At 46.7% G+C, this 23,867-nt stretch carries 14 protein-coding genes; 6 read left to right on the forward strand and 8 right to left on the reverse strand.

Going from position 1 to position 23,867, the window contains the following annotated elements:
* Positions 1-370: 370 nt before the first annotated feature.
* Both I5M27_RS15315 and I5M27_RS15320 read left to right on the forward strand, forming a co-directional pair.
* A complete protein-coding gene (locus tag I5M27_RS15315; RefSeq protein WP_200507203.1) occupies positions 371-4,771 on the forward strand; it encodes a CusA/CzcA family heavy metal efflux RND transporter in 4,401 nt (1,466 codons plus the stop codon).
* Between the two features lie 13 nt (positions 4,772-4,784).
* The gene (locus I5M27_RS15320) at positions 4,785-5,978 is read left to right on the forward strand and encodes an efflux RND transporter periplasmic adaptor subunit (RefSeq protein WP_200507204.1); all 1,194 of its coding nucleotides are present in this window, start codon (positions 4,785-4,787) and stop codon (positions 5,976-5,978) included.
* Between the two features lie 198 nt (positions 5,979-6,176).
* On the opposite strand, the gene carB is transcribed toward I5M27_RS15320, so the two are convergent.
* Both carB and I5M27_RS15330 read right to left on the reverse strand, forming a co-directional pair.
* Positions 6,177-8,990 carry a carbamoyl-phosphate synthase large subunit gene (gene carB, locus I5M27_RS15325; protein WP_200507205.1) on the reverse strand — a complete coding sequence of 938 codons (2,814 nt, stop codon included), beginning with the start codon at positions 8,988-8,990 and terminating at the stop codon, positions 6,177-6,179.
* A 508-nt stretch (positions 8,991-9,498) separates the two neighbouring features.
* Complete coding sequence (locus I5M27_RS15330) at positions 9,499-11,931, reverse strand: T9SS type A sorting domain-containing protein (protein ID WP_200507206.1); 2,433 nt, start codon at positions 11,929-11,931, stop codon at positions 9,499-9,501.
* Positions 11,932-12,574: 643 nt separating this feature from the next.
* Here I5M27_RS15330 and I5M27_RS15335 point away from each other — a divergent pair.
* Positions 12,575-15,184, forward strand: coding sequence for a DUF5686 and carboxypeptidase regulatory-like domain-containing protein (locus tag I5M27_RS15335; RefSeq protein ID WP_200507207.1), 2,610 nt, complete (start codon positions 12,575-12,577; stop codon positions 15,182-15,184).
* Positions 15,185-15,312: 128 nt separating this feature from the next.
* Positions 15,313-15,495 carry a hypothetical protein gene (locus tag I5M27_RS15340; protein ID WP_200507208.1) on the forward strand — a complete coding sequence of 61 codons (183 nt, stop codon included), beginning with the start codon at positions 15,313-15,315 and terminating at the stop codon, positions 15,493-15,495.
* A 107-nt stretch (positions 15,496-15,602) separates the two neighbouring features.
* Here the strand turns inward: I5M27_RS15340 and I5M27_RS15345 are convergent, their stop codons facing one another.
* Positions 15,603-16,505: an EamA family transporter gene (locus I5M27_RS15345; RefSeq protein WP_200507209.1), complete on the reverse strand. Its 903-nt coding sequence runs from the start codon at positions 16,503-16,505 to the stop codon at positions 15,603-15,605.
* 258 nt (positions 16,506-16,763) lie between these two features.
* On the opposite strand from I5M27_RS15345, the gene I5M27_RS15350 reads away from it, so the two are divergent.
* Positions 16,764-17,381 (forward strand): T9SS type A sorting domain-containing protein, encoded by a 618-nt coding sequence (locus tag I5M27_RS15350; protein ID WP_200507210.1) that lies wholly within the window; start codon positions 16,764-16,766, stop codon positions 17,379-17,381.
* Between the two features lie 131 nt (positions 17,382-17,512).
* Entirely contained in the window at positions 17,513-19,996 is a 2,484-nt protein-coding gene (locus I5M27_RS15355) for a bifunctional UDP-N-acetylmuramoyl-tripeptide:D-alanyl-D-alanine ligase/alanine racemase (RefSeq protein WP_200507211.1), read from the forward strand.
* Between the two features lie 223 nt (positions 19,997-20,219).
* On the opposite strand, the gene I5M27_RS15360 is transcribed toward I5M27_RS15355, so the two are convergent.
* The 5 genes from I5M27_RS15360 to I5M27_RS18895 form a co-directional block, all read right to left on the reverse strand.
* Complete coding sequence (locus I5M27_RS15360; protein ID WP_200507212.1) at positions 20,220-21,818, reverse strand: sulfatase-like hydrolase/transferase; 1,599 nt, start codon at positions 21,816-21,818, stop codon at positions 20,220-20,222.
* Positions 21,815-22,696 (reverse strand): class I SAM-dependent methyltransferase, encoded by an 882-nt coding sequence (locus tag I5M27_RS15365; RefSeq protein WP_200507213.1) that lies wholly within the window; start codon positions 22,694-22,696, stop codon positions 21,815-21,817. Before I5M27_RS15365 ends, I5M27_RS15360 begins: the two co-directional genes overlap by 4 nt.
* Positions 22,697-22,740: 44 nt before the next feature.
* Positions 22,741-23,184, reverse strand: a complete 444-nt coding sequence (locus I5M27_RS15370) for a hypothetical protein (protein ID WP_200507214.1) — start codon at positions 23,182-23,184, stop codon at positions 22,741-22,743.
* Positions 23,174-23,398 (reverse strand): hypothetical protein, encoded by a 225-nt coding sequence (locus I5M27_RS15375; protein WP_200507215.1) that lies wholly within the window; start codon positions 23,396-23,398, stop codon positions 23,174-23,176. Before I5M27_RS15375 ends, I5M27_RS15370 begins: the two co-directional genes overlap by 11 nt.
* A 396-nt stretch (positions 23,399-23,794) precedes the next feature.
* Positions 23,795-23,857 (reverse strand): hypothetical protein, encoded by a 63-nt coding sequence (locus I5M27_RS18895; RefSeq protein ID WP_394369090.1) that lies wholly within the window; start codon positions 23,855-23,857, stop codon positions 23,795-23,797.
* Positions 23,858-23,867: the final 10 nt, after the last annotated feature.

The following is a 23,867-nucleotide window of genomic DNA, read 5'->3' on the forward strand; positions in this document are numbered from 1 at the left end:
GGAAAAGTAAAACCCACCTAGGGACAGGGCTTGGCCTTGGCCTGCCCGCACGTTATTGCGTCAAATTATCTGAACACGATTTTATGGATTTTGATGATGAACAAGAATCTGTGAATTGCTTTCAGAACCAAATGAAAAGAGAATCGGCATCACCTGATCAGAATGCGTGCGGACAGGTCAAGCCCTGTCGCTACAGGAATCGTGTAAAGTAGCTTCCCTCCTTTCCAGGGAGGGGTTCGGGGGTGGTTAAATTTGCTGCTAACAGATGCACTAATCGGGTTTAGACAAATTCTGAATTAGGCTGTTATGTTTAGTGTTATTTTCTTCGGCCGCTGTTTCATATACCTTTACGGTATAAATCAATACCCTCATGATTGACAAGATCATCGACTTTTCCATCCGCAACAAACTGATCGTGGGGCTGCTGATCGCGGCTTTGATCGGCTGTGGCGGGTACTCGGTTACGCAACTGCCGATTGATGCGGTACCGGATATTACCAACAACCAGGTGCAGGTAATTACCGTGAGCCCGAGTCTGGCGGCGCAGGAAGTGGAACGGCTTATTACGTTTCCGGTGGAAGTTACCATGGCCACCGTGCCGGGCATTACTGAGATTCGCTCCTTTTCCCGCTTCGGGCTTTCTATCGTAACCATTGTATTTACTGATGAAACCGATATTTATTGGGCGCGCAGCCAGATAAACGAACGCCTGAAGCAAGCTGAAGCCCAGATCCCACCGGGAATCGGTGCGCCGGAACTGGCGCCGGTAACCACCGGCCTCGGCGAGATTTACCAATACATTCTTCGGCCGAAAAAAGGCTTCGAAAGCAAATACAACCCGACCGAACTGCGCAGTATTCAGGATTGGATCGTGCGGCGGCAATTGCTCGGAACCAAAGGCGTGGCCGACGTAAGCAGTTTTGGCGGGTATCTGAAACAGTACGAAGTTGCTTTGAATCCGGGTCGGTTACGGGCGTTGGGCTTAAGTATTTCGGATGTATATAATGCGCTGGAACAGAACAACCAGAACACCGGCGGCGCTTACATCGAAAAGAAACCCAACGCTTATTTTATCCGCACCGAAGGCCTGGCCCAAAACCTGGACGACGTAGGCAAAATGGTGGTGAAAAATACGCCGAACGGTACGCCTGTTTTAATCCGCGATGTGGGTGAAGTACGGTTCGGCCACGCGGTGCGCTACGGCGCGATGACTTATAACAACGAAGGCGAAGTGGTGGGCGCGATCGTGATGATGTTGAAAGGCGCGAATTCTTCCAAAGTAATTCAGGAAGTAAAAATGCGTATTGCGGAGATCGAGAAAACGCTGCCCGAAGGCCTGATCATTGAACCCTACCTCGACCGCACCAAACTGGTAGACAACGCCATTCAGACCGTAATTAAAAACCTGACCGAAGGCGCGCTGATCGTGGTTTTTGTGCTGGTGCTCATGCTCGGAAATTTGCGGGCGGGTTTGGTAGTAGCTTCGGTAATTCCGCTTTCCATGCTGTTTGCCATTTCCATGATGAACGTTTTCGGCGTTTCCGGCAATTTAATGAGTCTGGGCGCGATCGATTTCGGGTTGATCGTGGACGGCGCGGTCATTATCGTGGAAAGCGTGATTCACGGCATTGTTATAAAAAAACAGTACCATACCGGCGTTAAAAAGCTGACCCAGGCCCAAATGGATGGCGAAGTAGCGGAGTCGGCGAAGAAAATGATGCACTTTGCCGCGTTCGGCCAGATGATCATTTTGATCGTTTACTTGCCTATTTTGTCTCTCACCGGCATCGAAGGAAAAATGTTCAAACCCATGGCGCAAACGGTGGCTTTTGCCATTATCGGGGCATTTTTGCTTTCGCTTACCTACGTGCCCATGGCGTCGGCGCTTTTCCTGAGCAAACATACCGAGCACAAACGCAATATTTCCGACCGGCTTATCGAAAAACTGCAAACCTGGTATCACCCCATCATCAAAAAAGCCTTGCGTTTCAAATTTCTGGTGCTGGGAATGGCCGCCGGTTTGTTTGCGGTAGCGCTTTTGCTGTTTTTAAGAATGGGCGGGGAATTTATTCCTACTTTAGACGAAGGCGATTTTGCCGTGGAAACCCGGCTGGTAAACGGCAGTTCCTTGTCGCAGACGGTAGAAACGGCGCAGAAAGCAGCGGCAATTTTGCTGAAGAATTTTCCGGAAGTAAAAGAAGTGGTAGGCAAAATTGGTTCTTCCGAAATTCCCGTCGATCCGATGCCCGTAGAATCCTGCGATTTGATCGTGGTGCTGAAAGATAAATCGGAATGGACCTCGGCTACCGGCCGCGAAGAACTGGCCGCCAAAATGAGTAAAGCTTTGGAAGAATTGCCGGGCGTTTCCTTTGGTTTTCAGCAACCCATCCAGATGCGTTTCAATGAACTGATGACCGGCGCGCGGCAGGACGTGGTGATCAAAATTTACGGCGACGACCTCGATGAACTTTCTAACCTGGCGAATAAAATCGGGCAGGAAGTTTCGAAAGTCAGCGGTGCCACCGACTTGTATGTGGAACAGGTTACCGGTTTGCCGCAAATTGTGGTAAAACTGAACCGCGACCAGCTGGCCCGCTACGGTTTAACCGTAGAAACCGTGAATACCACCGTAGAAAGCGCTTTTGCGGGTAAAATTGCCGGGTTGGTTTTTGAAGGGGAAAAGCGTTTCGACCTGGTTTTGCGGTTGGAGGAAGCCAGCCGCCAGCGCATTGAAGACGTGCAGAATTTAACCGTAACGCTGCCCGACGGTAACCAGATCCCGCTCACGGCCGTGGCCGAAGTTAGCTTTAAAGAAGGCCCGATCCAGATCCAGCGCGACGATACCAAACGCCGGATTACGGTAGGTTTTAACGTCCGTAACCGCGATGTGCAAAGCCTGGTGCAGGAAATTGAGCAACGCATAAACCAGAAAATACAAATGCCGGTGGGCTATTATATAACCTATGGCGGGCAGTTCCAGAACCTGGTGGAAGCCAGCAGCCGCCTGGCGGTGGCCGTTCCGCTGGCCTTGGCGCTGATCTTTGTGCTGCTTTTCTTTGCCTTTAAATCTTTCAAGCACAGTTTGCTTATTTTTACGGCCATTCCGTTGTCGGCCATTGGCGGCGTTTTGGCGTTGTATCTGCGCGGCATGCCGTTCAGTATTTCGGCCGGCGTGGGTTTTATTGCGTTATTCGGGGTAGCGGTTCTGAACGGAATTGTACTCGTAGGTTATTTCAATCAACTTAAAGCTGCCGGCATGAAAGATCTGCACCGCATAGTTTTAACCGGAACGTCCGTCCGTTTGCGCCCCGTGCTCATGACGGCCTTGGTGGCGTCGCTGGGCTTTATGCCGATGGCGCTTTCCGGTTCTTCGGGCGCGGAAGTGCAGAAACCGCTGGCCACCGTGGTAATTGGCGGACTTATTTCGGCTACGGCTTTAACTTTGATTGTACTGCCTATTTTGTACATCCTGTTCGAACGCATGCATTTCGGTAAGAAGAAACCGGTGGCTTTGAGTTTTTTACTGCTTTTCGCTAGCGTTTTTGCTACGCAAAGCCAGGCGCAAATCGAAATCCAAAGTCAAAAAACGCTAGGGAAAAAGCCCTTAAAACTCGAAGAACTGATTGAACTGGCCAAAAAACAAAATGCCGGCTTACGCGCTTCCGAAATGGAAATTCAGGCGCAACGTTCGTTAAAAAAAGCTTCTTCTGACTTAGGTAAAACCCGTTTCGACTTAGAATACGGACAAGTAAATACGCCGCTGAACGATACCCGTTTCGATGTTTCGCAGAGCATTCCGTTCCCGACCATGCTGGCGCGGCAGGCGGGTTTGGCGCGCGCCGAAATAAAACAAAGCGAACTGCGGCAGGCGCGCACGCAGCAGGAACTGGTTTACGACGTGAAAAACGCGTACTACCAGCTGGTTTATTTTCAGCAAGTCGGCCAGCTTTTGCTGCGGCAGGACAGTTTGTATGCGCTTTCTGCCCGCGCCGCGGAAATTCGTTTTAAGACCGGCGAAACGTATTTGCTCGAAAAAGCTTCCGCCGAAACCCAGCTCATGCACATCCGGGCGCAGATTCCGCAGAACGAAGCCGATATTTCTGCCTGGCAGGCGCGTTTGCAAGCCCTTTTGAACACTTCTGAACCGATAGAAATTGAACTTCCAGCTTTACCCAAACGCCCTTTAACGTTCGTACCCGATACTTCCGTTTTGCGCCAGACGCCGGCCTGGAGTTTAGCTATGCAGCAAATTGAAGTGCAGCAGAAACTGTATTCCCTGGAAAAAGCCAAAGCGCTACCTGACCTTACCGTGGGGTATTTCAACCAGAGTTTCCGCGGGCCGATGACCGTGAACGGCGTGGAGCAAACCTTTACCGGATCCGATCGCTTCGACGGCATCACAGCGGGCATTGCGCTGCCGCTTTGGTGGCGACAGTACGCCGCGCGCGTGCAGGCCGCCAAATTTCACCGGAAGCAAGCCGAAAACCTGGCCGTGCAACAGCAACATACGCTCCGGGGCGAATTAACGCAGGCTTTGCAGGCCTTCGAGAAAGAAAAAACTGCCCTGAATTATTACGAACAATCGGCCCTGAAACAAAGCGAACTGGTATTGCGGCTTTCCGAAAAAAGTTTTCGGAGTGGCGAAATCGGCTACGTGGAATACCTGCAAAGCGCGCGCATGGCCCTCGAAATTCAAACCACCTACCTGGAACGCTTGCTGCGCTACAACTTAACCATAACCGAACTGGAATTTATCTGCGGCCAACTTTAGACTTTTTACCCCTATGCGATACCGTTTTTTACCTTTCCTGAAAACTCAAAAAGTTGCTGCTTTGGCTCCGGTTTTTTTGCTTCTTTTCCTAAGCTTTTTTTCGGGCTGCAATTCCGCCCCCCAAGAAGAGAAACCCGCCGAAACCGAAACCACTGCTGCCCCGGAAAATCCGAACGAAGTTACGCTGACCGATGCGCAGTTTAAAAGCTCCGGCATTGCTTTCTGGCAGGTGGAACAGAAAAATATCAGCACGGTGCTCCGCCTGAACGGCATGCTGGACGTGCCGCCGCAAAACCTGATCAGCGTGAGTGCGCCGCTGGGCGGTTTTGTTAAGGAAACGGATCTGCTGCAGGGTATGAAACTGCGGAAAGGGCAAATTTTAGCCGTACTGCAAAACCCCGAATACGTAACCCTACAGCAGGAATATTTAGACGCCAAAAGCAAGCTGGCTTACCAGGAACTGGAATTTGCGCGTCAAAAAGAACTTAGCGAAGAAAACGTCAGCTCGAAGAAAACCTTTCAGCAAACCACCGCCGAATATCAGCAATTGCGTAACCGCGCCGCCGCTTTAAAAGAACAGCTGGCACTGCTCAACATCAACCCCAACAAGCTTACTTCCGGCAACATTTCCAGCACCATCCGCATTTATTCGCCCATTAACGGTTTCGTGAAAAATGTGCTGGTGAACACCGGCAAATTTGTAAGCCCGCAGGACGTGTTGTTTGAGCTGGTAAATACCGAACATATGCACGCCGAACTCACCGTTTTTGAAAAAGACATTGCCAAACTAAAGCAGGGCCAGAAAATAAAGCTCACGTTTCCCAACCTTCCCGGCCACGAAATTCCCGCTTCCGTTTATTTGGTGGGCCGCAGCATCGAAGCCGATAAAACCATCCGCGTGCATGCGCATCTGGATAAAGAAGACCCGGAATTACTGCCCGGCATGTACGTTACGGCTTTGGTAGAAATTAACGCCCAAACCGTTCCCGCCTTGCCCGAAGATGCCATTGTGCAGGCCGAAGGTAAACACGTGATTTTCGTAGCGAAAAACGCCCGCACGTTTGAAATGGTACCGGTAGAAATTGGCGCCACTAAAAATGGCTACACCGAAGTGAAATTGCCGGAAAGTGTTCCTGCTTCCGCTAAAATTGTAACCAAAGGCGCTTATCACGTGCTGGCGAAAAAGCTAAACGTAGGGGAGGAGTAACTTCGCCTGACGCCTGATAAAGTAGCGGGTAGCGTTCAACCACCCCAGCCCCTCCTTGAAAAGGAGGGGCGCTTTTGATTTCTGCTAATTTCCAGCTTGCTTTAAAAAATAATAGCCCAGTTACTTTTGTAGCCGGGCTATTATTTTAGAGCTATAAAAGCCCCTCCCCGGTTTTTAGGGGAGGGGGTTGGGGTGGGGTTATCTACTCAGATACAAATTCCGCTCGGCGTAGATCTTCTGGAAATAATCATCCTGCAGATCATCAATAAAGTAGATCGCTTCGCCGGTAGATTTCATTTCCGGACCAAGTTCTTTCTCAATATCCGGGAATTTGCTGTAAGAGAAAACCGGCACTTTAATAGCGTAACCTTCTTTATGCGGGTTGAACGTAAAGTCCTTTACTTTGGCGTGGCCCAGCATAATTTTGGTAGCGTAATTGATGTACGGTTCCCGGTAAGCTTTGGCAATGAACGGCATGGTACGCGAAGCCCGCGGGTTGGCCTCGATCACATAAACCACTTCGTCTTTGATGGCAAACTGAATGTTGATCACGCCCACCGTATTCAAAGCCAGCGCAATTTTCTTCGTATGGTCTTCGATTTGCTTCATCACGTTGTCCGAAAGGTCGAACGGAGGCAGTACGGCATAAGAATCGCCGGAGTGAATACCGGCCGGCTCGATGTGCTCCATAATGCCCAGAATGTGCACGTCTTCGCCATCGCAGATCGCATCGGCTTCGGCTTCAATGGCGCGGTCCAGGAAATGGTCGAGCAGCACTTTATTGCCCGGATTGTCTTTGATAATGTCTACTACCTGCGCTTCGAGTTCCTGCTCGTTGATCACAATTTTCATGCTCTGACCGCCTAAAACGTAGCTCGGGCGCACCAAAAGCGGGAACCGCAGTTGCTTGGAAAGCTCAATGGCTTCTTCGGCAGAAGTTACGGAAGCAAACGGCGGATACGGAATGTTGTTGTTTTTCAGCAAGGTAGAGAACGAACCGCGGTCTTCCGCTAAATCCAGGCTCTTAAAGCTGGTGCCGATGATTTTGATGCCGTAACGGTCCAGTTTTTCGGCCAGTTTCAAAGCGGTCTGTCCGCCGAGCTGCACAATTACGCCTTCCGGTTTTTCGTGCAGAATGATGTCGTAAATGTGTTCCCAGAAAACCGGCTCAAAGTACAGTTTATCCGCAATATCGAAGTCGGTAGAAACGGTTTCCGGGTTACAGTTGATCATGATGGTTTCGTAGCCGCATTCTTTGGCCGCTAAAACGCCGTGCACGCAGCTGTAATCGAACTCAATGCCCTGGCCAATCCTATTCGGGCCGGAACCCAGCACAATGATCTTTTTCTTATCCGAAACCACGCTTTCATTTTCACCCTCGAAAGTAGAGTAGTAGTAAGGCGTTTTCGCTTCGAATTCGGCTGCACAGGTGTCCACCATTTTGTAAACCCGCTGAATGCCTAACTCATGACGTTTTTTGAAAACCTCGCTTTCCAGGCAGCGCAGAATATGGGCAATCTGGCGGTCGGCATAGCCTTGTTGTTTGGCTTTTCGCAACATGCCTTCCGGCAGCGTATCGAGCGTATATTTGCCCATTTCCTTTTCCATTTCGTTCAGCTGCTCGATCTGGTTCAGGAACCACGGGTCAATTTTGGTTATTTTCCGGATGGTATTGGTCGGAATGCCGAATTTCATGGCATCTTTAATGCTGAACAAACGGTTCCAGCTGGCATTGGTCATGCTATCGATCAGCTGTTCGTAATTCGTCATTTCCTTGCCGTCGGCACCAATGCCGTTCCGCTTAATTTCCAGGCTCTGACAGGCTTTCTGTAAGGCTTCCTGGAAGGTACGGCCAATGCCCATCACTTCACCTACGGATTTCATTTGCAGGCCCAGCGTTTTATTCGTGCCTTTGAATTTATCGAAGTTCCAGCGCGGGATTTTTACGATCACGTAATCCAGGGCCGGCTCGAAGAAAGCCGAAGTGGTTTTGGTGATCTGATTTTTCAGTTCATCGAGGTTGTAACCAATAGCCAGTTTGGCGGCAATTTTCGCGATCGGGTAGCCGGTAGCTTTAGAAGCCAGGGCCGAAGAACGGGAAACGCGTGGATTAATTTCGATGGCAATAATGGTGTCGTCCTCCGGATTTACCGAGAACTGCACGTTGCAACCACCGGCAAACTGCCCGATGCCGTTCATCATTTTAATGGCCAGGTCACGCATTTTCTGATAAACGGTGTCTGGTAAGGTCATGGCCGGCGCAACCGTAATGGAGTCGCCGGTATGAATGCCCATCGGGTCGAAGTTCTCGATGGAACAGATGATGATGATGTTCTGGTTGCTGTCGCGGAGAAGTTCGAGTTCGTATTCTTTCCAGCCTAAAATGCTTTGCTCAACCAATACTTCGTGTACTGGCGAAGCGTGCAGACCGGCGGCCAGCGCTTTATCGAAATCTTCAGGTTTTTCCACGAAACCGCCACCGGCGCCACCCAACGTATAAGAAGGGCGAATTACCAGCGGGAAACCAATATTCTGCGCAATTTCCTTGCCTTCCAGAAACGAACGGGCCGTATTGCCTTTACAAACGTTCACGCCCAGTTCCAGCATTTTCAGGCGGAATTGTTCGCGGTCTTCGGTGGTTTCAATGGCTTTAATATCTACACCAATAATGCGCACGCCGTACTTTTTCCAGATACCGGCATTTTCGCAGTCAATGGCTAAGTTCAGGGCCGTTTGTCCGCCCATGGTTGGGAGCACCGCATCGATCTTGTGCTTTTCAAGGATCTCGATGATGTATTTTTTCTCCAGCGGTTTCAGATACACGTTGTCAGCAGTAATGCTGTCGGTCATGATCGTGGCCGGGTTGGAATTGATGAGCGTAACTTCAATGCCTTCTTCACGAAGCGAGCGGGCGGCCTGCGTGCCGGAATAGTCAAATTCGCAGGCCTGGCCGATTACAATGGGGCCGGAGCCAATAATTAGAACGGAACGAATACTGGTATCTCTGGGCATAAGTGGTATAGGTATAAATTGCCCAAAGTTAGGGACTGCTTTTTAAATTGCCGCAATAATATGCCCCGAAACGAAAATTTATTTGAAAATTTAAAGAGTGACCGGGCAAAACGCAAAGCAGAAAGGGGATTGATGAGGAGTTTTAGGGCTCAAAAGCCTACCGTTTTGCATTTCTACCGCGCCGGTTTTAATTGGCGGCGTTCACCTGGTGCCTTTCTAATTGCAATCTCAGGCTTTTAGCTTTCTTGTTCTTTATGATTTCGGGCGATTTTTTTAAAGATTTTTAACAGGTTTCTGTAGCATGAAAACGCTGTCATCTTCTGACTGCGAATGATATTAACTGCGGGCCCGGTTTCTACAGCTTGGCTTGTGAAGCACCAAAAAAGAATAGGTTGCATTTGTATCTTTTCAAAAGGAGTAAAAACGGTATGCTTTCGGGCTTAAAAAGTAAAAACCCCGGCCTCTTTAGAAGTCGGGGTTTTTTAATAAAAAGGTATAGCGTTTTAGCTTACTGCTTCAGGAATTTAGAAACGGTTGTACCATTTTCTGAAATTACGCGGATCTGATACAAGCCTTTTGGCAACATTGCTACGTTCAGAGCATTTGTTTCAGCAGCGTTGATCTGAACTTGTTTTAAGCTACGGCCGGTTACGTCAGTAATTTCTAAAGTAGCTTTTTCGGTCAGGTTAGCTACTTTCACGTTCAGCACGTTGTTTGCCGGGTTAGGGAACGCTGTGATCGCAATAGAATTAAGTTTGCCTTCGAAGGTTACGCTTACAATTTTTGAATATTCAAACTTACCATCGAAATCGGTTTGCTTCAGGCGGTAGTAAGAAACACCAGTTACCGGATTCTTGTCAGCAAAAGCATAAGCTATTAAAGCATTGCTGTTGCCGGTGCCTTTCACCTGTCCGATGGTTTCGAAGTTGCGGCCATCAGCAGAGCGCTCTACAGCGAAGAAATCGTTGTTTTTTTCAGAAGCCGTTTCCCAGTTCAGGTTTACGGCCTGATTGGTTTTTTCAGCTTTGAAGCTTACTAATGCTACCGGAAGCGGGTTAAGGCCATTCTTGGCATTGGCAAGCGCGAAATCGCTGAAAGAATCGAACGGAATGGTTGACTGAATAGTCTGGCCATTAACGGTACCACCCAGGAATTTCCAGTCAGTTCCATCAGATTTGGCAAGCGCCAGTTTTGTCGGGTCCGTTACCATATCGTCGGCCGCAAATGTAAAGGTAACGTAGCCGTTCGTAATTGCAGAGCCAGTTCCTTTTGAAATGTTGTAATAACGCAGTTTGGAAACGTGGGTAATTTCTTCCGGAATAGTTCTGCTGGCAGGCTGCCCGCCCATAAGAGTAGCTGTATAAACAGTTGGCGTAGCAGTGCTCTGGTTAAAGCTCAGGCTTACCGGGCGATACAGGCTGTTGCTTCCTAGCGGGAAGGTGATATTATGCAGGCCGTTCGTTGCGATCTCGTAAGCTACCGGGCCTTCCACATAACTTGAGTTTTCGGCGCTGGAAATAGCAATGCCGCTTGAAAGGGTCAGTGCATTGGTTCCGGTTCTGAGAAGGCCTTTGGTTAAGGTCAGGTTTCTGGTTACAGCAACCGGATTGGTTAAAGTAAGCCCCAGCGGATTGTTAACGGTTAAACCAGCAACGGTAGCAGGTAATAAATCGCCGGTGTTCTGAGCAAAGTTCTGACGATCGTAAACGTAGTTAGCGGAAGTCGAAAAGGTTCTGGAACCCGTGTTCTGGATATTGCCTCCTGAAGTTGAGATCCCTGCTGCAAGGCCTATGCCTAAAATGCCGCCATTTTCAAGGGTGAAATTACCACCGCCGTTTATTGCATTCAAACCTGTATTCAAACGGCCAAAAACATTGAAATTCTGTCCGGTTGCAATTGCAAAGTTATTAGCCAGCGTGATAGTGGCAGCCGGGGTAACTTCAAAGTTCATATTCGTAAGCGTAGGCGTGCTTAATGTACCATTACCCTTGAAATTAACTTTTAGCGGGCTGCCAAGGGTGTTATTTCTTAGTTTGGCAGTGGTAGCAACGGTAAGGTTCCCACCAAGGTTAAGCACTAAGGTACCGGTTGCAGGAGCTCCCTGAGTAGAAAAAACCACATCGCTTGAATTGGAAATGATCATATTTCTATCCACGGTAAGGGTGTGGGTGCCGCTGGTGCCTAGGATCAATGAGTTTGGATTGTTTGCTGCGTTAAAACCAGTCGATAAGACTTCGAAGTTACCGCGAACAGTAGTAAGCTGGCCACCCAGATCAATGTTTGAAGTGATGGAAGGGGTGTTCCATTTTACATGGCCGAAAGTTTGATTAAAGCCGTTAGCCGGAGCTACAACCCCGCCAATGGTAGTGCCGGAGTAAATAAATTCTACAGTAGAGGCAGCATCCCAGGTAGCCGTTGGAACAACTCCTATCTTAACGTCCGGATTGTGCTTGTAAACAGCTGAACCGGCAAACAAGATCGTAGCAGCATTATTGCGGCCAATGTTTTCCGTTGCATTGGCAGATCTGCCTTTGGAAATAACAGTACCGTAAACGGTCATATCATGGCCAGGAGAAGTGCCGTTATGAATAGTAAGCTTTTGATTGTAGTCAATTACCAGTGTTCCACCGGCCTCTACCGTTAATTCGTCGGCCGTAGTGGTAGTATTGTCAACATTTACGATGTGGCCGGTTTTAATAGAAATTGAGCTGGCAGTATGATCAGGCACCGGATCGCCGGGCTGTAATTGTTCAATGGTAATATTACCAGTACCTTGCCAGCGCTGCCAGGTTCTGTAATCGCTCCAGGCTCCGTTCGTTCTGGACTGATACTGATAACCTGCCTGGGCGTTAGCCTGGCTTAATCCTAAACATAAAATACCAGCAATGGCTAAGCCCCATTTTACCGGATTTTTTAAGTTCAATTGTAAGATTTGTTTCATATTAAGGGTGAATTTTATTTACGTATTAATAATTTGCGTACAGTTCTGAATCTGCTTTTAAAGGCAGCAATCTGCTTTTATGTTGTGGCGTGATACTCTTTGCCGGTGAGAGAGGGCTCTGAAGGATTAACCATTCCGGAAACTCCGGGAAGATTAAAAGCGAAGACAGCGCATAAGCACTTTTGGTTGTATCAGTTTTGAATATTTTTTTACAGAACACCGCTTAAAATAGTCCATTATAAAATTGTGCTGTAAATAAGTAAAGTTCTTATATTTAAATCTTTGCAAAAGTAATACTTATAATTATCTGTCCAATGTTTCATTTGGAAAATAAATTGAAAAAGTCTAATTATGTTTGAAAAATTATGTATTGTGTGAAAACATTTCAATTTCTCTTAACATGAAGTGAGCATATTGGTGCAACTGGTTAACCTTGTTGTTTTGTAAGGATTAATACGCATTTTTTTAAAAAGGTTAATGAAATCTTTACTAATCATATACTAGAATAATAATATTGTTTCTGACAATACCTGATACTGGGTATTTTTATAAAAATAGCCTTTACACTTTTTACACTTTTGCACTCCGCTAACTCAATATATTTTAATTAAGTTCACCAAAACCGACAATCAGAAGTAAAAATATGAAGCAAAAAAGGTTGTTTTTTCTGATTGGGTTTGTGCTCCTTCAGTTCTCTGCTTTAGCCGGGGTATTACAAGGCCACATTACAAACGAAACAGGCGAAGCACTGCCGTTTGCCAATATCTATGTGCGCAACACTACCAACGGAACTACGGCCAACGAACAGGGTTTTTACCAGTTAAAGTTAGCGCCGGGTACTTACGAGATCGTTTTTCAGTTTATAGGTTACAAGCCCCAGGTGCAACAAATTGTGATGGGGGAAAATGTAGTGGAGCGGAACGTAAGTTTGCAGTCTGAAGCGCTGAACCTGAAAGAAGTAGTGATTAAAGCCGGCACCAAAGACCCGGCCTATGCCATGATCAAGGCGGCCATTGGCAAGCGAAAATATCACCTGAAAGAAACCGAAGCTTATAAATGCCGGGTGTATATAAAAAACCTGCAACGCCTAACCGAAGTGCCGAAGAAAGTGCTGGGCCTGGTGAAAGTAACCGATATAAAACCAGGCATTATTTATCTTTCCGAATCGGTTTCGGAGCTGAGTTTTAAGCAGCCGGATAAATACCGCGAAAAACTGCTTTCTTCTAAAATGAGCGGCAGCAAAAAAACCGTTAGTTTTAACCAGGCTACCGATTTTGAGTTCGACTTTTACCAGAATTTAATAAAAGTAGAAGGCCTTACGCCGCGCGGTTTTGTGTCGCCCATTGCTGCCAACGCCTTCCTGTTTTACAAGTATCAGCTTATCGGTACTTCCGAAGAAAACGGTCACTTTGTGCATAAAATTAAAGTAACGCCGCTGCGCAAAAACGACCCGGCTTTTAAAGGCTACATTTACCTGGTAGACGGCGATTGGCGGTTGCATAGCGTGGACCTGGGGCTCAGTAAAAATACCCAGCTCGAGTTTTTAGATTCGGCGCATATGAAGCAGGTTTTTGCGCCCATCGCAAATTCCGGCGTGTGGCTGCCGATCTCTAAAAAACTGACCTTGCAATTTTCGGGGCTGGGTTTTAAAGGCAACGGTTACGTAAACGTGATCTATTCGCAGTACCAGGCGCAGCCGGCTGCTTATGTGCTGGCGGCTAAAGCGGTAGAAAATTCAGAAAACGCTATAGCTGAAGAGCTGAAAACTGCTGCGGAAGAAACCAAAACGGTAGGGAAAACGGGCAAAAAAGTAACCCGCAAAACGAAACAAAAAACCGGACCAGAACCGCTTTTCGATAAGAAACATTTTAACAACGAGATCCTTTCGGTAGCCGAAGAAGCGAATAAGAAAGACAGTGTTTACTGGGAAGATATCCGGCCGATACCCCTTACGGAGGAAGAAATTTCGGATTATAAAACCAAAGATAGTTTAGTTGCCATTATCGAATCGAAGCCTTATAAAGATTCTGTGGATCAGGTGCGGAATAAATTCAGCTTTTCGAGTTTGTTTCTCGGCGGTTATACGTATTACCATTCATTTTCGAAACAGACTTTCAGCACCGATCCGCTGCTGGCGCCGCTGGAATACCACTCCTTTCTGCAATATAATACCGTGGAAGGCGTGGTGTTGAACCCCGGGTTTGTGTACCGGAAAAGCTTCGAAAACCGCCGTTATTTTGAAGTGGCGCCCATGTTTCGTTACGGTTTCAGCAGCGAAGAATTGTATGCCAACCTGAAAACGACCTGGTATTATAAGCCGCTCAAAAACGCCACGTTTACGGCCGAAGGCGGGAAATTTGTGAGTCAGTTCAATAGTAATAACCCGATCACCACGTTCTGGAATTCGGTTTATACTTTGCTGGCCGAGCGCAATTACCTGAAACTCTACGAAAAACGGTATGTGAAACTGGAAGAAAAGTCGGAGATCATAAACGGGCTGAATCTTATTGCTACCGCCGAATTTGCCGACCGCCACGAACTTTTTAACGCCACCACTTATACGTTCAGCGACCGCGAAAGCCGTCAGTTTACGCCCAACCGGCCGGTGGTAGCCGAGCTGCCCGATGCCGGTTTTGGCAGGAATCAGGCTTTTACCGCCAGCATGCAGTTAACCTGGCGGCCCGGGCAGCAATACATCAGCCGGCCGGACCGTAAAATAAACCTGGCTTCCAAATACCCTACGTTTGCGGTGGCTTATACCAAAGGCTTTAAAAATGTTTTCGGCTCCGACGTAGATTTCGACCGGGTGGCGGCTTTGGTGAGCGATAACGTAGACCTGGGTTTGCTGGGTAGTTCGCAATACTGGTTTACCGGCGGCACGTATCTGAATTCCGATAAAATGTGGCTCATGGATTACCGGCATTTCACCGGGAACCGCACTATTTACGCCGGCGACTTCGGGGGCTTCCAGCTTTTAGATTATTATTTATACAGCACCAAGCACACGTATTTCGAAGGGCATTTCAGCCATCATTTTAACGGGTTTATTCTCAATAAGCTGCCCTTTATCAGGAAAGGGAAATTGCAGGAAGTAGTGAACCTGAATTACCTGCACACGCGCGAATCGAAAAATTACCTGGAGCTGGGCGTGGGGCTGGAGCACATTTTTAAAATTCTGCGTGCCGATTTCTATACCGGTTTTCAGGAAGGCCAGAAAGTGCGCACCGGTTTCAGGCTGGGCTTTGGTTTTTAAGCGGAAAAGCATAGCATTTTAGCGGGAAGAGATTCGAAAAACCGCTACAGGAGCCGTTTTAGCCAACTTTTAGAATAACAGGTCGTTAAGTCAGAAAAACGAAATTCACTTAACTAACCTGAAAAAAAATGGCATTTTCATCAAACTTCCGCAGCTGGCGTACCGTGGCAATGGCCACTTTAATGCACGAAAACGCTGAACATGTAAATGAAAACAACGCGCAGGCCGAAACCTCTGCGATCTCGAAACTCCCGGTAAAATCGGTAAAGTCTATCGGTTACTGGATCAAAAATATGCGCCATGCAGTCTGATCTGCCGCAAGCAGTTTTCCACGCTGAAAACATAGCGTTTTTTTATTACACCAGCACGTTGTCTTACTACAACCCCACGGTTTGGGCGGCCACATTTTCCAAAGATATCAGGAAAGGTTGGCCGCTTTTTTTTGCCCCAGCTGCAGGTTGTATAATATAATAGAGAGAAAGATGAGGGCGTAAGCCAGGCCTTGCTGCACCGTGGTTTCTTCGCCGAAATAAAGAAAGGCCAGCAAAAAGTTAATGATCGGGTTGAGGTACATCAGAATGCCGATGGTGCCCGATTTTAATTCCTGCAAAGCAAATAAATTCAGGAAAAGCGGCAAAACCGTAAAGACCACGCTTAGCGCCAGCACCGGCCCGAAAAACTGCAGTTCCGGAATAACAGCGGCGCCTTCGCGCAGGTAATTATAAAAAGGCGCGATGATGATAAAGCCTAAAATGAGCTGCGCGGTGAGCAGCACAATTTTATCGTGGTTGGTGAGTGCGCGCTGCGAGATGAGGTAAAAAGCATAACTCGCCGCGATGAGTAAACTGAAAAGCAGGTTGGTAAACGAGGCCACGCCAATTAAGCCGCAACTGAGTAAACTCAGGCTAATAGCCGCCCACTGGTTTTTGCGCAGCGGTTCCTTCAGAATAAGAAAACCCAATACCGCCGTAAGAATAGGGCACAGCAAATACGAGAAAGAGGCTGTTTGTATGCTGATGTGGTTGATCACGTAAATAAACAAAAGCCAGTTGATGGTGAGCAAAGCGCCGCCGGCCAAAGTCAGTAACAGCATTTTGCGTTTTTCGGGCAGGGAACTGTTCCGGTAGAAAAGCCAGGTAGTTTTGGCTTCTTTTCTTTTCAGGGTAAATACCAGCAGCAGTAAAATCAAAACCGAAAGCAGGAGCCGGAAATAAAGGATCTGGCCGCTGGGGTATGGCGTAAGGGCGCGGAGCGGGAACGGAATAAAGCCCCAGATCACGAAAGCTGCAATAGCTGCCGCGTAATATTTATTTGTTTTCAAAATTTATGTAAACGCTAGGAAAAAGGCCTGCAAAAGTACTACATACCCCGTTGGTTAACTAATGGTTCTTTTGCCTGAATAGTTTCCTTTGCCAGTATCGCCCTTCAGTTTCCGGTTCAGGTTTTGCACTTTCGGGTTTAACCCGCATTAATTCCCGTTCGCCCACATATACAGGCAATTAACCCGAATAAGGCCTTTCATTTTTTTTGGCTTCCGTAGAATAATACAAGATATTTTAACCTTTAATTATAAAAGTTTATGAAAAAAATCTTTACGTTATTATGCTTCCTGGTTTTGGTGCTGGGAGCAGAAAATCTGAAGGCGGCTAATGCAACTGTAACGGTAGGCTCCGGCGGCTCCAATACCTTCTCGCCCCAACAGGTGAACATAAATGTGGGTGATATGGTTACCTGGCAATGGGCTTCCGGTACGCACGATGTGACATCCGCTACCGGAGCCTGGTCGCCCGCTCCCATCACTTCCAGCAGCCCTTCTTTCTCCCGTACGTTTACCACGGCCGGCACGTATTCTTATTTTTGCTCCATTCACGGTCAATCTATGTCGGGTACGGTGGTAGTGGCGGCGGCGCCAACGGGTATGAAAGACGATCAGTTACAAAAAACTTTGCTGCATGTATACCCGAACCCGGCCCTGCATAAAGTGCAGCTGGAACTGAACCTCGATAACACCGATGATTATGAAGTGCGCCTGACAAACGCTATCGGAAAGACGGTAAAAACGATTGGTACTGCCGAATTAAAAGCTGTTAAGAAAACCGAAATTGATCTCTCTGGCATGGCCGGCGGCATTTATTTCTATACGTTATGGAATAAAGATAAAATGGTGGAAACCCGCCGGCTGGTTATTCTGAAATAGAACAGCAGTTCAGTTAAGGGAAAAGCCCTGCCTTCCGGTGGGGCTTTTTTGGTTTTTCAGGAATGCAGCAATAAAATATTCGGACCGGCCGGCGTTTTGTATCTTTGTACAATCCGTTTTCTCTTACTTGTATGCTTACTTTTTCGCAGCTTGCCTCTATTACGCACGGTTCGGTTTTGCAATTTGTGCACGATCTGCCGGTGCAGCATTTGCTCACCGATAGCCGCAAACTTGCCCAGCCGGCCAGCACGTTGTTTTTTGCTATAAAAGGCGCTTTTAACGATGGCCACGATTACGTAAGTGCTTTGTATGCGCGCGGTGTGCGTCAGTTTATTGTAGAACAGGTAGTAGAAATTCCCGGCGTAAAATCAGGTGAGAATTTTAAATACAGTTTTCCGGAGGCTAATTTTTTGCTGGCAGAAAACAGTTTAACGGCTTTGCAGGAAATTGCGGCATTCCACCGGGGCGAATTTCTGTTGCCGGTAATGGCTATAACGGGCAGCAACGGCAAAACCATTGTAAAAGAATGGCTCGCGCAATTGCTTAGCCCCGACGAGAAAGTGGTGAAAAGTCCGCGCAGTTATAATTCGCAGATCGGTGTACCGCTATCGGTTTGGCAGATCAACGCTAATCATACGTTCGGTATTTTTGAAGCCGGCATTTCCATGGTTTCGGAAATGGAAAAGCTTGCCAGGATCATTCGCCCTACATTGGGGATTTTTACCAATGTTGGCACGGCGCACGACGAAGGTTTTGAGAATTCCGTGCAAAAGATCGAAGAGAAATTGCTATTGTTTAAGGATGTAAAACTGCTTTTCTATTCTTCCGATGAAAAACTGCTGGATGAAGCGGTAAAGCGGGAAGGAATAAAAAGTTTTACTTGGGGGCACCGGCCGGATGCCGATCTGCAGATCCTTTCGCAACAAATTTCCGGCGCCAAAACCAGCATCCTTTATAAATTCGAAGGGAACGAAAACCAGATCTCCATTCCGTTTACTGATCCAGCTTCGGTGCAAAATACGCTGCATTGCCTGGCGGTTCTGGTCTGGCGCGGCATGGCGTCCGAAACCATGCAGCAGCGGTTCGATAAACTGCTGCCCGTAGCCATGCGCCTGGAAATGAAGGAAGCTATTAATAACTGCTACCTGATTGACGATACGTATAATAACGATCTGGCCGGCCTTTCAACGGCTTTGGATCTGCTGGTGCATCAGAAACGGCATCAGCAAAAAACGGTGATTCTTTCTGATCTGCTCGAATCTGGCTTGAACGAAGAAACGCTTTATTCAGAAGTTGCAGCGGCCTTAAAGAACCGCGGCGTAGATCGCCTGATCGGCATTGGGAAAGTGATCAGCAGGCACCGACTCAAGTTTAGCATGAAAGCTGAATTTTACACGAACACCGCCGATTTTCTGCAGCATTTTCAATCCGATAGTTTTCACAACGAAACCATTTTGGTAAAAGGGGCGCGGGTTTTTGAATTTGAAAAGATCGTAGCGCTTTTTGGTAAAAAAGTGCATGGCACGGTGCTGGAAGTAAACCTGAATGCGCTGGTACATAACCTGAATTTCTACCGCAGTAAACTGCAGCCCGAAACCAAAATCATGGTAATGGTAAAAGCCTTTGCTTACGGCAGCGGCAGCTACGAAATCGCCAATATCCTGCAGTTTCACCGGGTAGATTATTTGGCGGTTGCTTATACTGACGAAGGCGTTTTGTTGCGGGAAAACGGCATCAGTTTACCGATCATGGTCATGAATCCTTCGGCAGATAGTTTTGCGCAGCTGCTGCGATACCATTTAGAGCCGGAAATTTATTCCCTGAGCCAGCTCCGCAGTTTTTTAACCTTTATCCATACCGATTCTGCGCCCGCCTACCACATTCACTTAAAGCTCGATACCGGCATGCACCGCTTAGGATTTACCAAACCTGATTTCGAAGAATTATTTACTTTATTACAAACCGAGCCGCGCGTGCAGGTCGCCAGCATTTTCAGCCACCTCGCCGGGGCCGACGAAGCCCTGCACAACGATTTTTCGAAGCAGCAAATAACCAGCTTCCGGGAAATGGCTGCTGAGATTGAGTCCAAAATCGGTTATTCGGTTACCAAGCACATTCTTAACTCGGCGGGTATTGTGCGTTTCCCGGAGCATCACCTGGATATGGTCCGGCTCGGCATTGGTCTTTATGGCGTGGAAGCTACCGGCACCGAACAGGATGCTTTGCAAAATGTAGGCACGCTCAAAACCACCATTTCCCAGATCAAACACATTCAGCAGGGCGATACAGTTGGTTACAGCCGCCGCGGCCTGGCCGAAACTGACCTTGAAATTGCTACGCTGGCCATTGGCTACGCCGATGGCTACGACCGTCGTTTTGGCAACGGTAACGGCGAAGTGCTGATAAACGGCCAAACTGCCCCCATAATCGGGAATGTGTGCATGGATATGTGCATGGTAAACGTAACCGGCCTGCAGGTTTCCGAAGGCGATGAAGTGGTGGTGTTTGGCCAGGAATTACCAATCACCAAACTGGCTGCCAAGATCAATACTATTCCATACGAATTGCTGACGAATGTAAGCCCACGGGTGAAACGGGTTTTTTATTCGGAGTAAGGCTTGCGTTTTGGATCGCAGATCAAGCAGATGAAGGAATTTTGCAGATTTCTTGTTGAAAGATTTATAAATCAGGAAACAGGTTAGGAAAATACCGGGTTTGACTTTTGCAAGCTGTAAGCATACCGTTTTCAAGGCTTTCTTCCTGAAAAGTAGTCCGCATAAAACAAAAAGTCCCGCCGGGTAACCAGCGGGACTTTTTGGTGCTAAAATGAGAGCGTTTTTATGGACGTGCCGGAAAAACAGGGCCTAACTGTTTTGTTTTAACTGCTTGTGTTACATCTGTAAATTTATAAGGCTCATTTTCCGGAGAGTAATAACTTTTATCCGGAAGCAACGGCAGGTTGCTATTAAAGTATTTATTCAATACTACTCTGAAAATATTTACCGGCGAAATTTCCTGATAAAGATTGGAGGTATCCTGATCAGGAAAATAAAACGCACTCAGGTTGGCAAACGATTCAAAATGATTTGAAGCGTCGATATTATTGATATGGCAGTTTAAGCGAGCACCATGGTCACTTTGAATAATAACGATTGGCGGTTTGTTTGAATTGGCAAATATGGTATCTAAAGTTTGCAGGAGTTTTTTATTAAGAAATTTTAACTGCTCTACATAAGCTTTTTGATGTTCCTGGTATTGAGCCTTGTAGTCGGCTGGTAATATTTCTGTGGCAACATCATCGTTACGATAAATATCAGGGTGGTTTCGTACGCGGGCGGCATTTCCAAACTGATCGAATACAAAAGGAGGGTGGGGTGATAAAATATGGATCTGTACGAATTTTGGTCCGGGAATACGAATGGCGTCTTTTATGTGCGTAAATGGATATAGAACCGTGGTGCGATGAATATTATAAATATCTTTCGGAAAAAAGGATTGCATAAGATCCGGGATCGGCGAAAGATTAATAAGTGCGTAGTCAAGTTCCGATAAGCCAACCCCGGGGCTAAAGTAGTGATCAGCGTCGCTTATTTCAGTGAAATTTACTCCTGATGAAAAACTTACATATTTAAAATTGTGTTTTGTTAATATCCGGCGAAGCCTGGACTTTTGTATCAGTTCTTTTGCATGAACAGAACCAGCGTTACTTGATTTTTTGACATCGATCAGATTTTGCAGATAGTCAAAATTTAATGAGGAAGGAATAGAATGAATTGTTTTAAAATAATTGGAAGTGCTTTTTCGGGATATATAAAAGCCGCGGTTAGACAGTTCATTTAAAAATTGTTGATTATCGTAATGGTATGTTTCCTTTAAAACATCTTGCCTGCCATAGGCATCCATGATAAAATAATAGATATCAGGCTTTTCTTCGTGAGAGGTGGTTGTAAAAACCGGGTTTGTAAGTTTTAACTTAGCAATCGGCTTTAGAGTTTTTTGGGTTATTTGTAAAACGGAAGGCAATAAGAGAATTGCGGCAGAAATGTTTAAAATGAGATTTAAGGCATTGAAGTTGTTTTTACTTCTGAATAAACAAAAGGCAAAGCCCGCTAATAGGAAGAATAAAATGATAATAAGTTGCCTGTGACGGGGTAATATGAATTCAGTAACGGAGCTGGTTTGAATTACGGAGAAAAGCGGATTATACAAAAAGAAAACCAGCACAAAAACAGACGTAAACAAACCTGCTTTACACCAATTCCGGAAAAGCACCCAACTAAATAAATAAACGACTAAGGTTAACAATAACGCGATCGCCAACGGTGCCCACACTTGTTGCATGGCAACCATATTCACATTCTCGGCATACAGAAATAGCACCGGAAATGCGGCAAAAAGGAATGGATGGAATATTTTATCTTTTAAAAGTTCAGTCATGATCTTGCCCGCATAAAATACAAAGTCCGTTCACTTTCCTGGATCAGATACGTGCCTTCAATAGAAAAAACGGTACTAAAAATGGCTTCGAAAGTGGCCTGGTTATACTCCGGGAAAATATCGGGGCGGGTAGCTAAAAGTTTCTGTACCTGAGAATCGGTTTTGGGTACAAATTCGATAATCAAAGTATGGCAGTTCCGGCTGAAAAATTCAGCAATTAATTTTAAAGGCAGATTATTGGAAATTGCTAAATGGTGAACCAAAGCCAATGCCAGGATCATATCGGCCGGACCGCGTTCGTTTAAATTATTTCTTTCCTGATTCTGCCAGCCCAAAGCGGGGCTTGGATTTGTGAGATCAAGGAGAAGCGGTAATACGTTGGGCAGGCGGTTGTTGCGGTAATGTTTTTCTACGGCAGCGGCATCAGAATCAAAGGCCAGCACGAGGCTAGCTTTTTCAGCGGCAAGCTGACTGAATTCGCCGGTATTGGCGCCCAGATCCCATACGATCTGTGGTTTTTCCTGCGAAGTAATGAGCCTAATGAGTCTTTTTTTATGGGTAAAACTACTGCCGGAATAATTGGTGTTGGAATAATATTCGCCCCATTCAGTACCACTTGGTGCCCAGTGCAGTTTATTTATAGCGGTTTTCAAATGTTCAGTCAGATGTTTTAAACCAGCCTCGCCCATATTTAACTTTTTAGTTGAGGTAGTTTGATTGGCGTATTTCTGCTGACTGCTGGCATGCAGATGAATATGACTAAGCAAGGAGAAGTGCGACCAGGTTTTCCAAGGCAGGAGTTTGCTGGCTAGATCCAGCGGAATTCCATCCAGATGTACGCGCAACAGCTGATTTAAACGCACATCGGTAAAATGCATGAGCGCAAGCGGAGCCAGAAAATGCTGGCAGAATTGCCCATAAGCTATCCAGGGCGTGCCAGGTTCGTGTTTTTCGAAAGAAAGCGTATCGATGAAAATGGTTGTCCGTGCCGGAATTGTACATTGTAAGCGCTGGCATCTTTTAAAACCATGCCGTGCGCTAACGCTACTTCCTGAATCTGCAAAGTAAGCAATGCGGCAGCCTTCAGCTGACTGAAACTCCACTCGTAAGGGTAAGAAATAAACGGTATGGTTTGGGGCTTTAAAACCCGGTAAGCATTTTCTGGTAAAGGGGCTGCCCAATCGCTTTCTTCATGCGGAATCAGCAGGTTTTGGGAAACAAGTTGCTGGTAAAGTCCGGAGTTAAGTAAGAGGTCGTAATTTTCGCGGTAGGCAATATTTACCTGCCGGTAAACCTGGTTTTGTGCCTGAAAAATAAAGCCGGCCGGATCACGAAACGAAGCCGGGTGAACCAAGCTATTGTTCATTGGTAGGAGGATGATTCTTTTTGCTGCCAGTTAAGCTTTTAAAAAATGCTGCTATTTTCAACCAGAAAACCTTAATGGCAAACAATCCTCCCAGAATGCCAGCCAGAATTACCTGTAAAATCATGCTGCCCGAACCCGGATTTATATAAGCCATTGCCGGTTTGGCCAGCATCAGGAATATCAGCGTTATTTTCAGAATAGCAAATTTTCTCATTTTCAGGAATGTTTATTTGGCGCGTATACAAAGTTACGGTTTTTTGTCCGTGCTTTTAGTTTTACTTCCAGCATCCTAACATTTCATTATTTCCTTTTAACCTTCCTGGTCATACAGGTTTTTAAGCCCTCTTCCTTAAAACGGATAGGCATAAGATAAGTACCGCCGGAGAGCCAGCGGGACTTTTTGATGTTGAAAGAATAGCGTTTTTATGGGCGTGCTTTTTCGTTTTCGCCCCAAAGATTTTACTTTTTAAGCTTAAAACCCTACCGTTTTTATTTGATTGGAAACTTTCACCTGGCTGGAAACAAAAAAAGCCCCGAAAGTATTTTCGGGGCTTTTGAGTTTTGGAAGCTAGAACGATAGCGTTTTTCGCTTTAAGGGTTGATCTGTGAATTATTCCACGATCAGCTTGCGGGTAGCTACGTTTCCTTCAGAAGCGATCTTCAAGATGTAGATTCCTTTGGCC

Origin of the sequence: Adhaeribacter terrigena, assembly GCF_016623615.1 — a bacterium.
GTDB lineage: Bacteria > Bacteroidota > Bacteroidia > Cytophagales > Hymenobacteraceae > Adhaeribacter_A > Adhaeribacter_A terrigena.

Excerpts from the sequence above, each read along its gene's own strand:
- I5M27_RS15350 (WP_200507210.1), top strand. The coding sequence starts at position 16,764 with ATGAAAAAAATCTTTACGTTATTATGCTTCCTGGTTTTGGTGCTGGGA.
- I5M27_RS15370 (WP_200507214.1), bottom strand. The coding sequence starts at position 23,184 with ATGAACAATAGCTTGGTTCACCCGGCTTCGTTTCGTGATCCGGCCGGC.
- I5M27_RS15320 (WP_200507204.1), top strand. The coding sequence starts at position 4,785 with ATGCGATACCGTTTTTTACCTTTCCTGAAAACTCAAAAAGTTGCTGCT.
- I5M27_RS15375 (WP_200507215.1), bottom strand. The coding sequence starts at position 23,398 with ATGAGAAAATTTGCTATTCTGAAAATAACGCTGATATTCCTGATGCTG.
- I5M27_RS15360 (WP_200507212.1), bottom strand. The coding sequence starts at position 21,818 with ATGACTGAACTTTTAAAAGATAAAATATTCCATCCATTCCTTTTTGCC.
- I5M27_RS15335 (WP_200507207.1), top strand. The coding sequence starts at position 12,575 with ATGAAGCAAAAAAGGTTGTTTTTTCTGATTGGGTTTGTGCTCCTTCAG.
- I5M27_RS15355 (WP_200507211.1), top strand. The coding sequence starts at position 17,513 with ATGCTTACTTTTTCGCAGCTTGCCTCTATTACGCACGGTTCGGTTTTG.
- I5M27_RS15340 (WP_200507208.1), top strand. The coding sequence starts at position 15,313 with ATGGCATTTTCATCAAACTTCCGCAGCTGGCGTACCGTGGCAATGGCC.
- I5M27_RS15315 (WP_200507203.1), top strand. The coding sequence starts at position 371 with ATGATTGACAAGATCATCGACTTTTCCATCCGCAACAAACTGATCGTG.
- I5M27_RS15330 (WP_200507206.1), bottom strand. The coding sequence starts at position 11,931 with ATGAAACAAATCTTACAATTGAACTTAAAAAATCCGGTAAAATGGGGC.
- carB (WP_200507205.1), bottom strand. The coding sequence starts at position 8,990 with ATGCCCAGAGATACCAGTATTCGTTCCGTTCTAATTATTGGCTCCGGC.
- I5M27_RS15365 (WP_200507213.1), bottom strand. The coding sequence starts at position 22,696 with ATGCATTTTACCGATGTGCGTTTAAATCAGCTGTTGCGCGTACATCTG.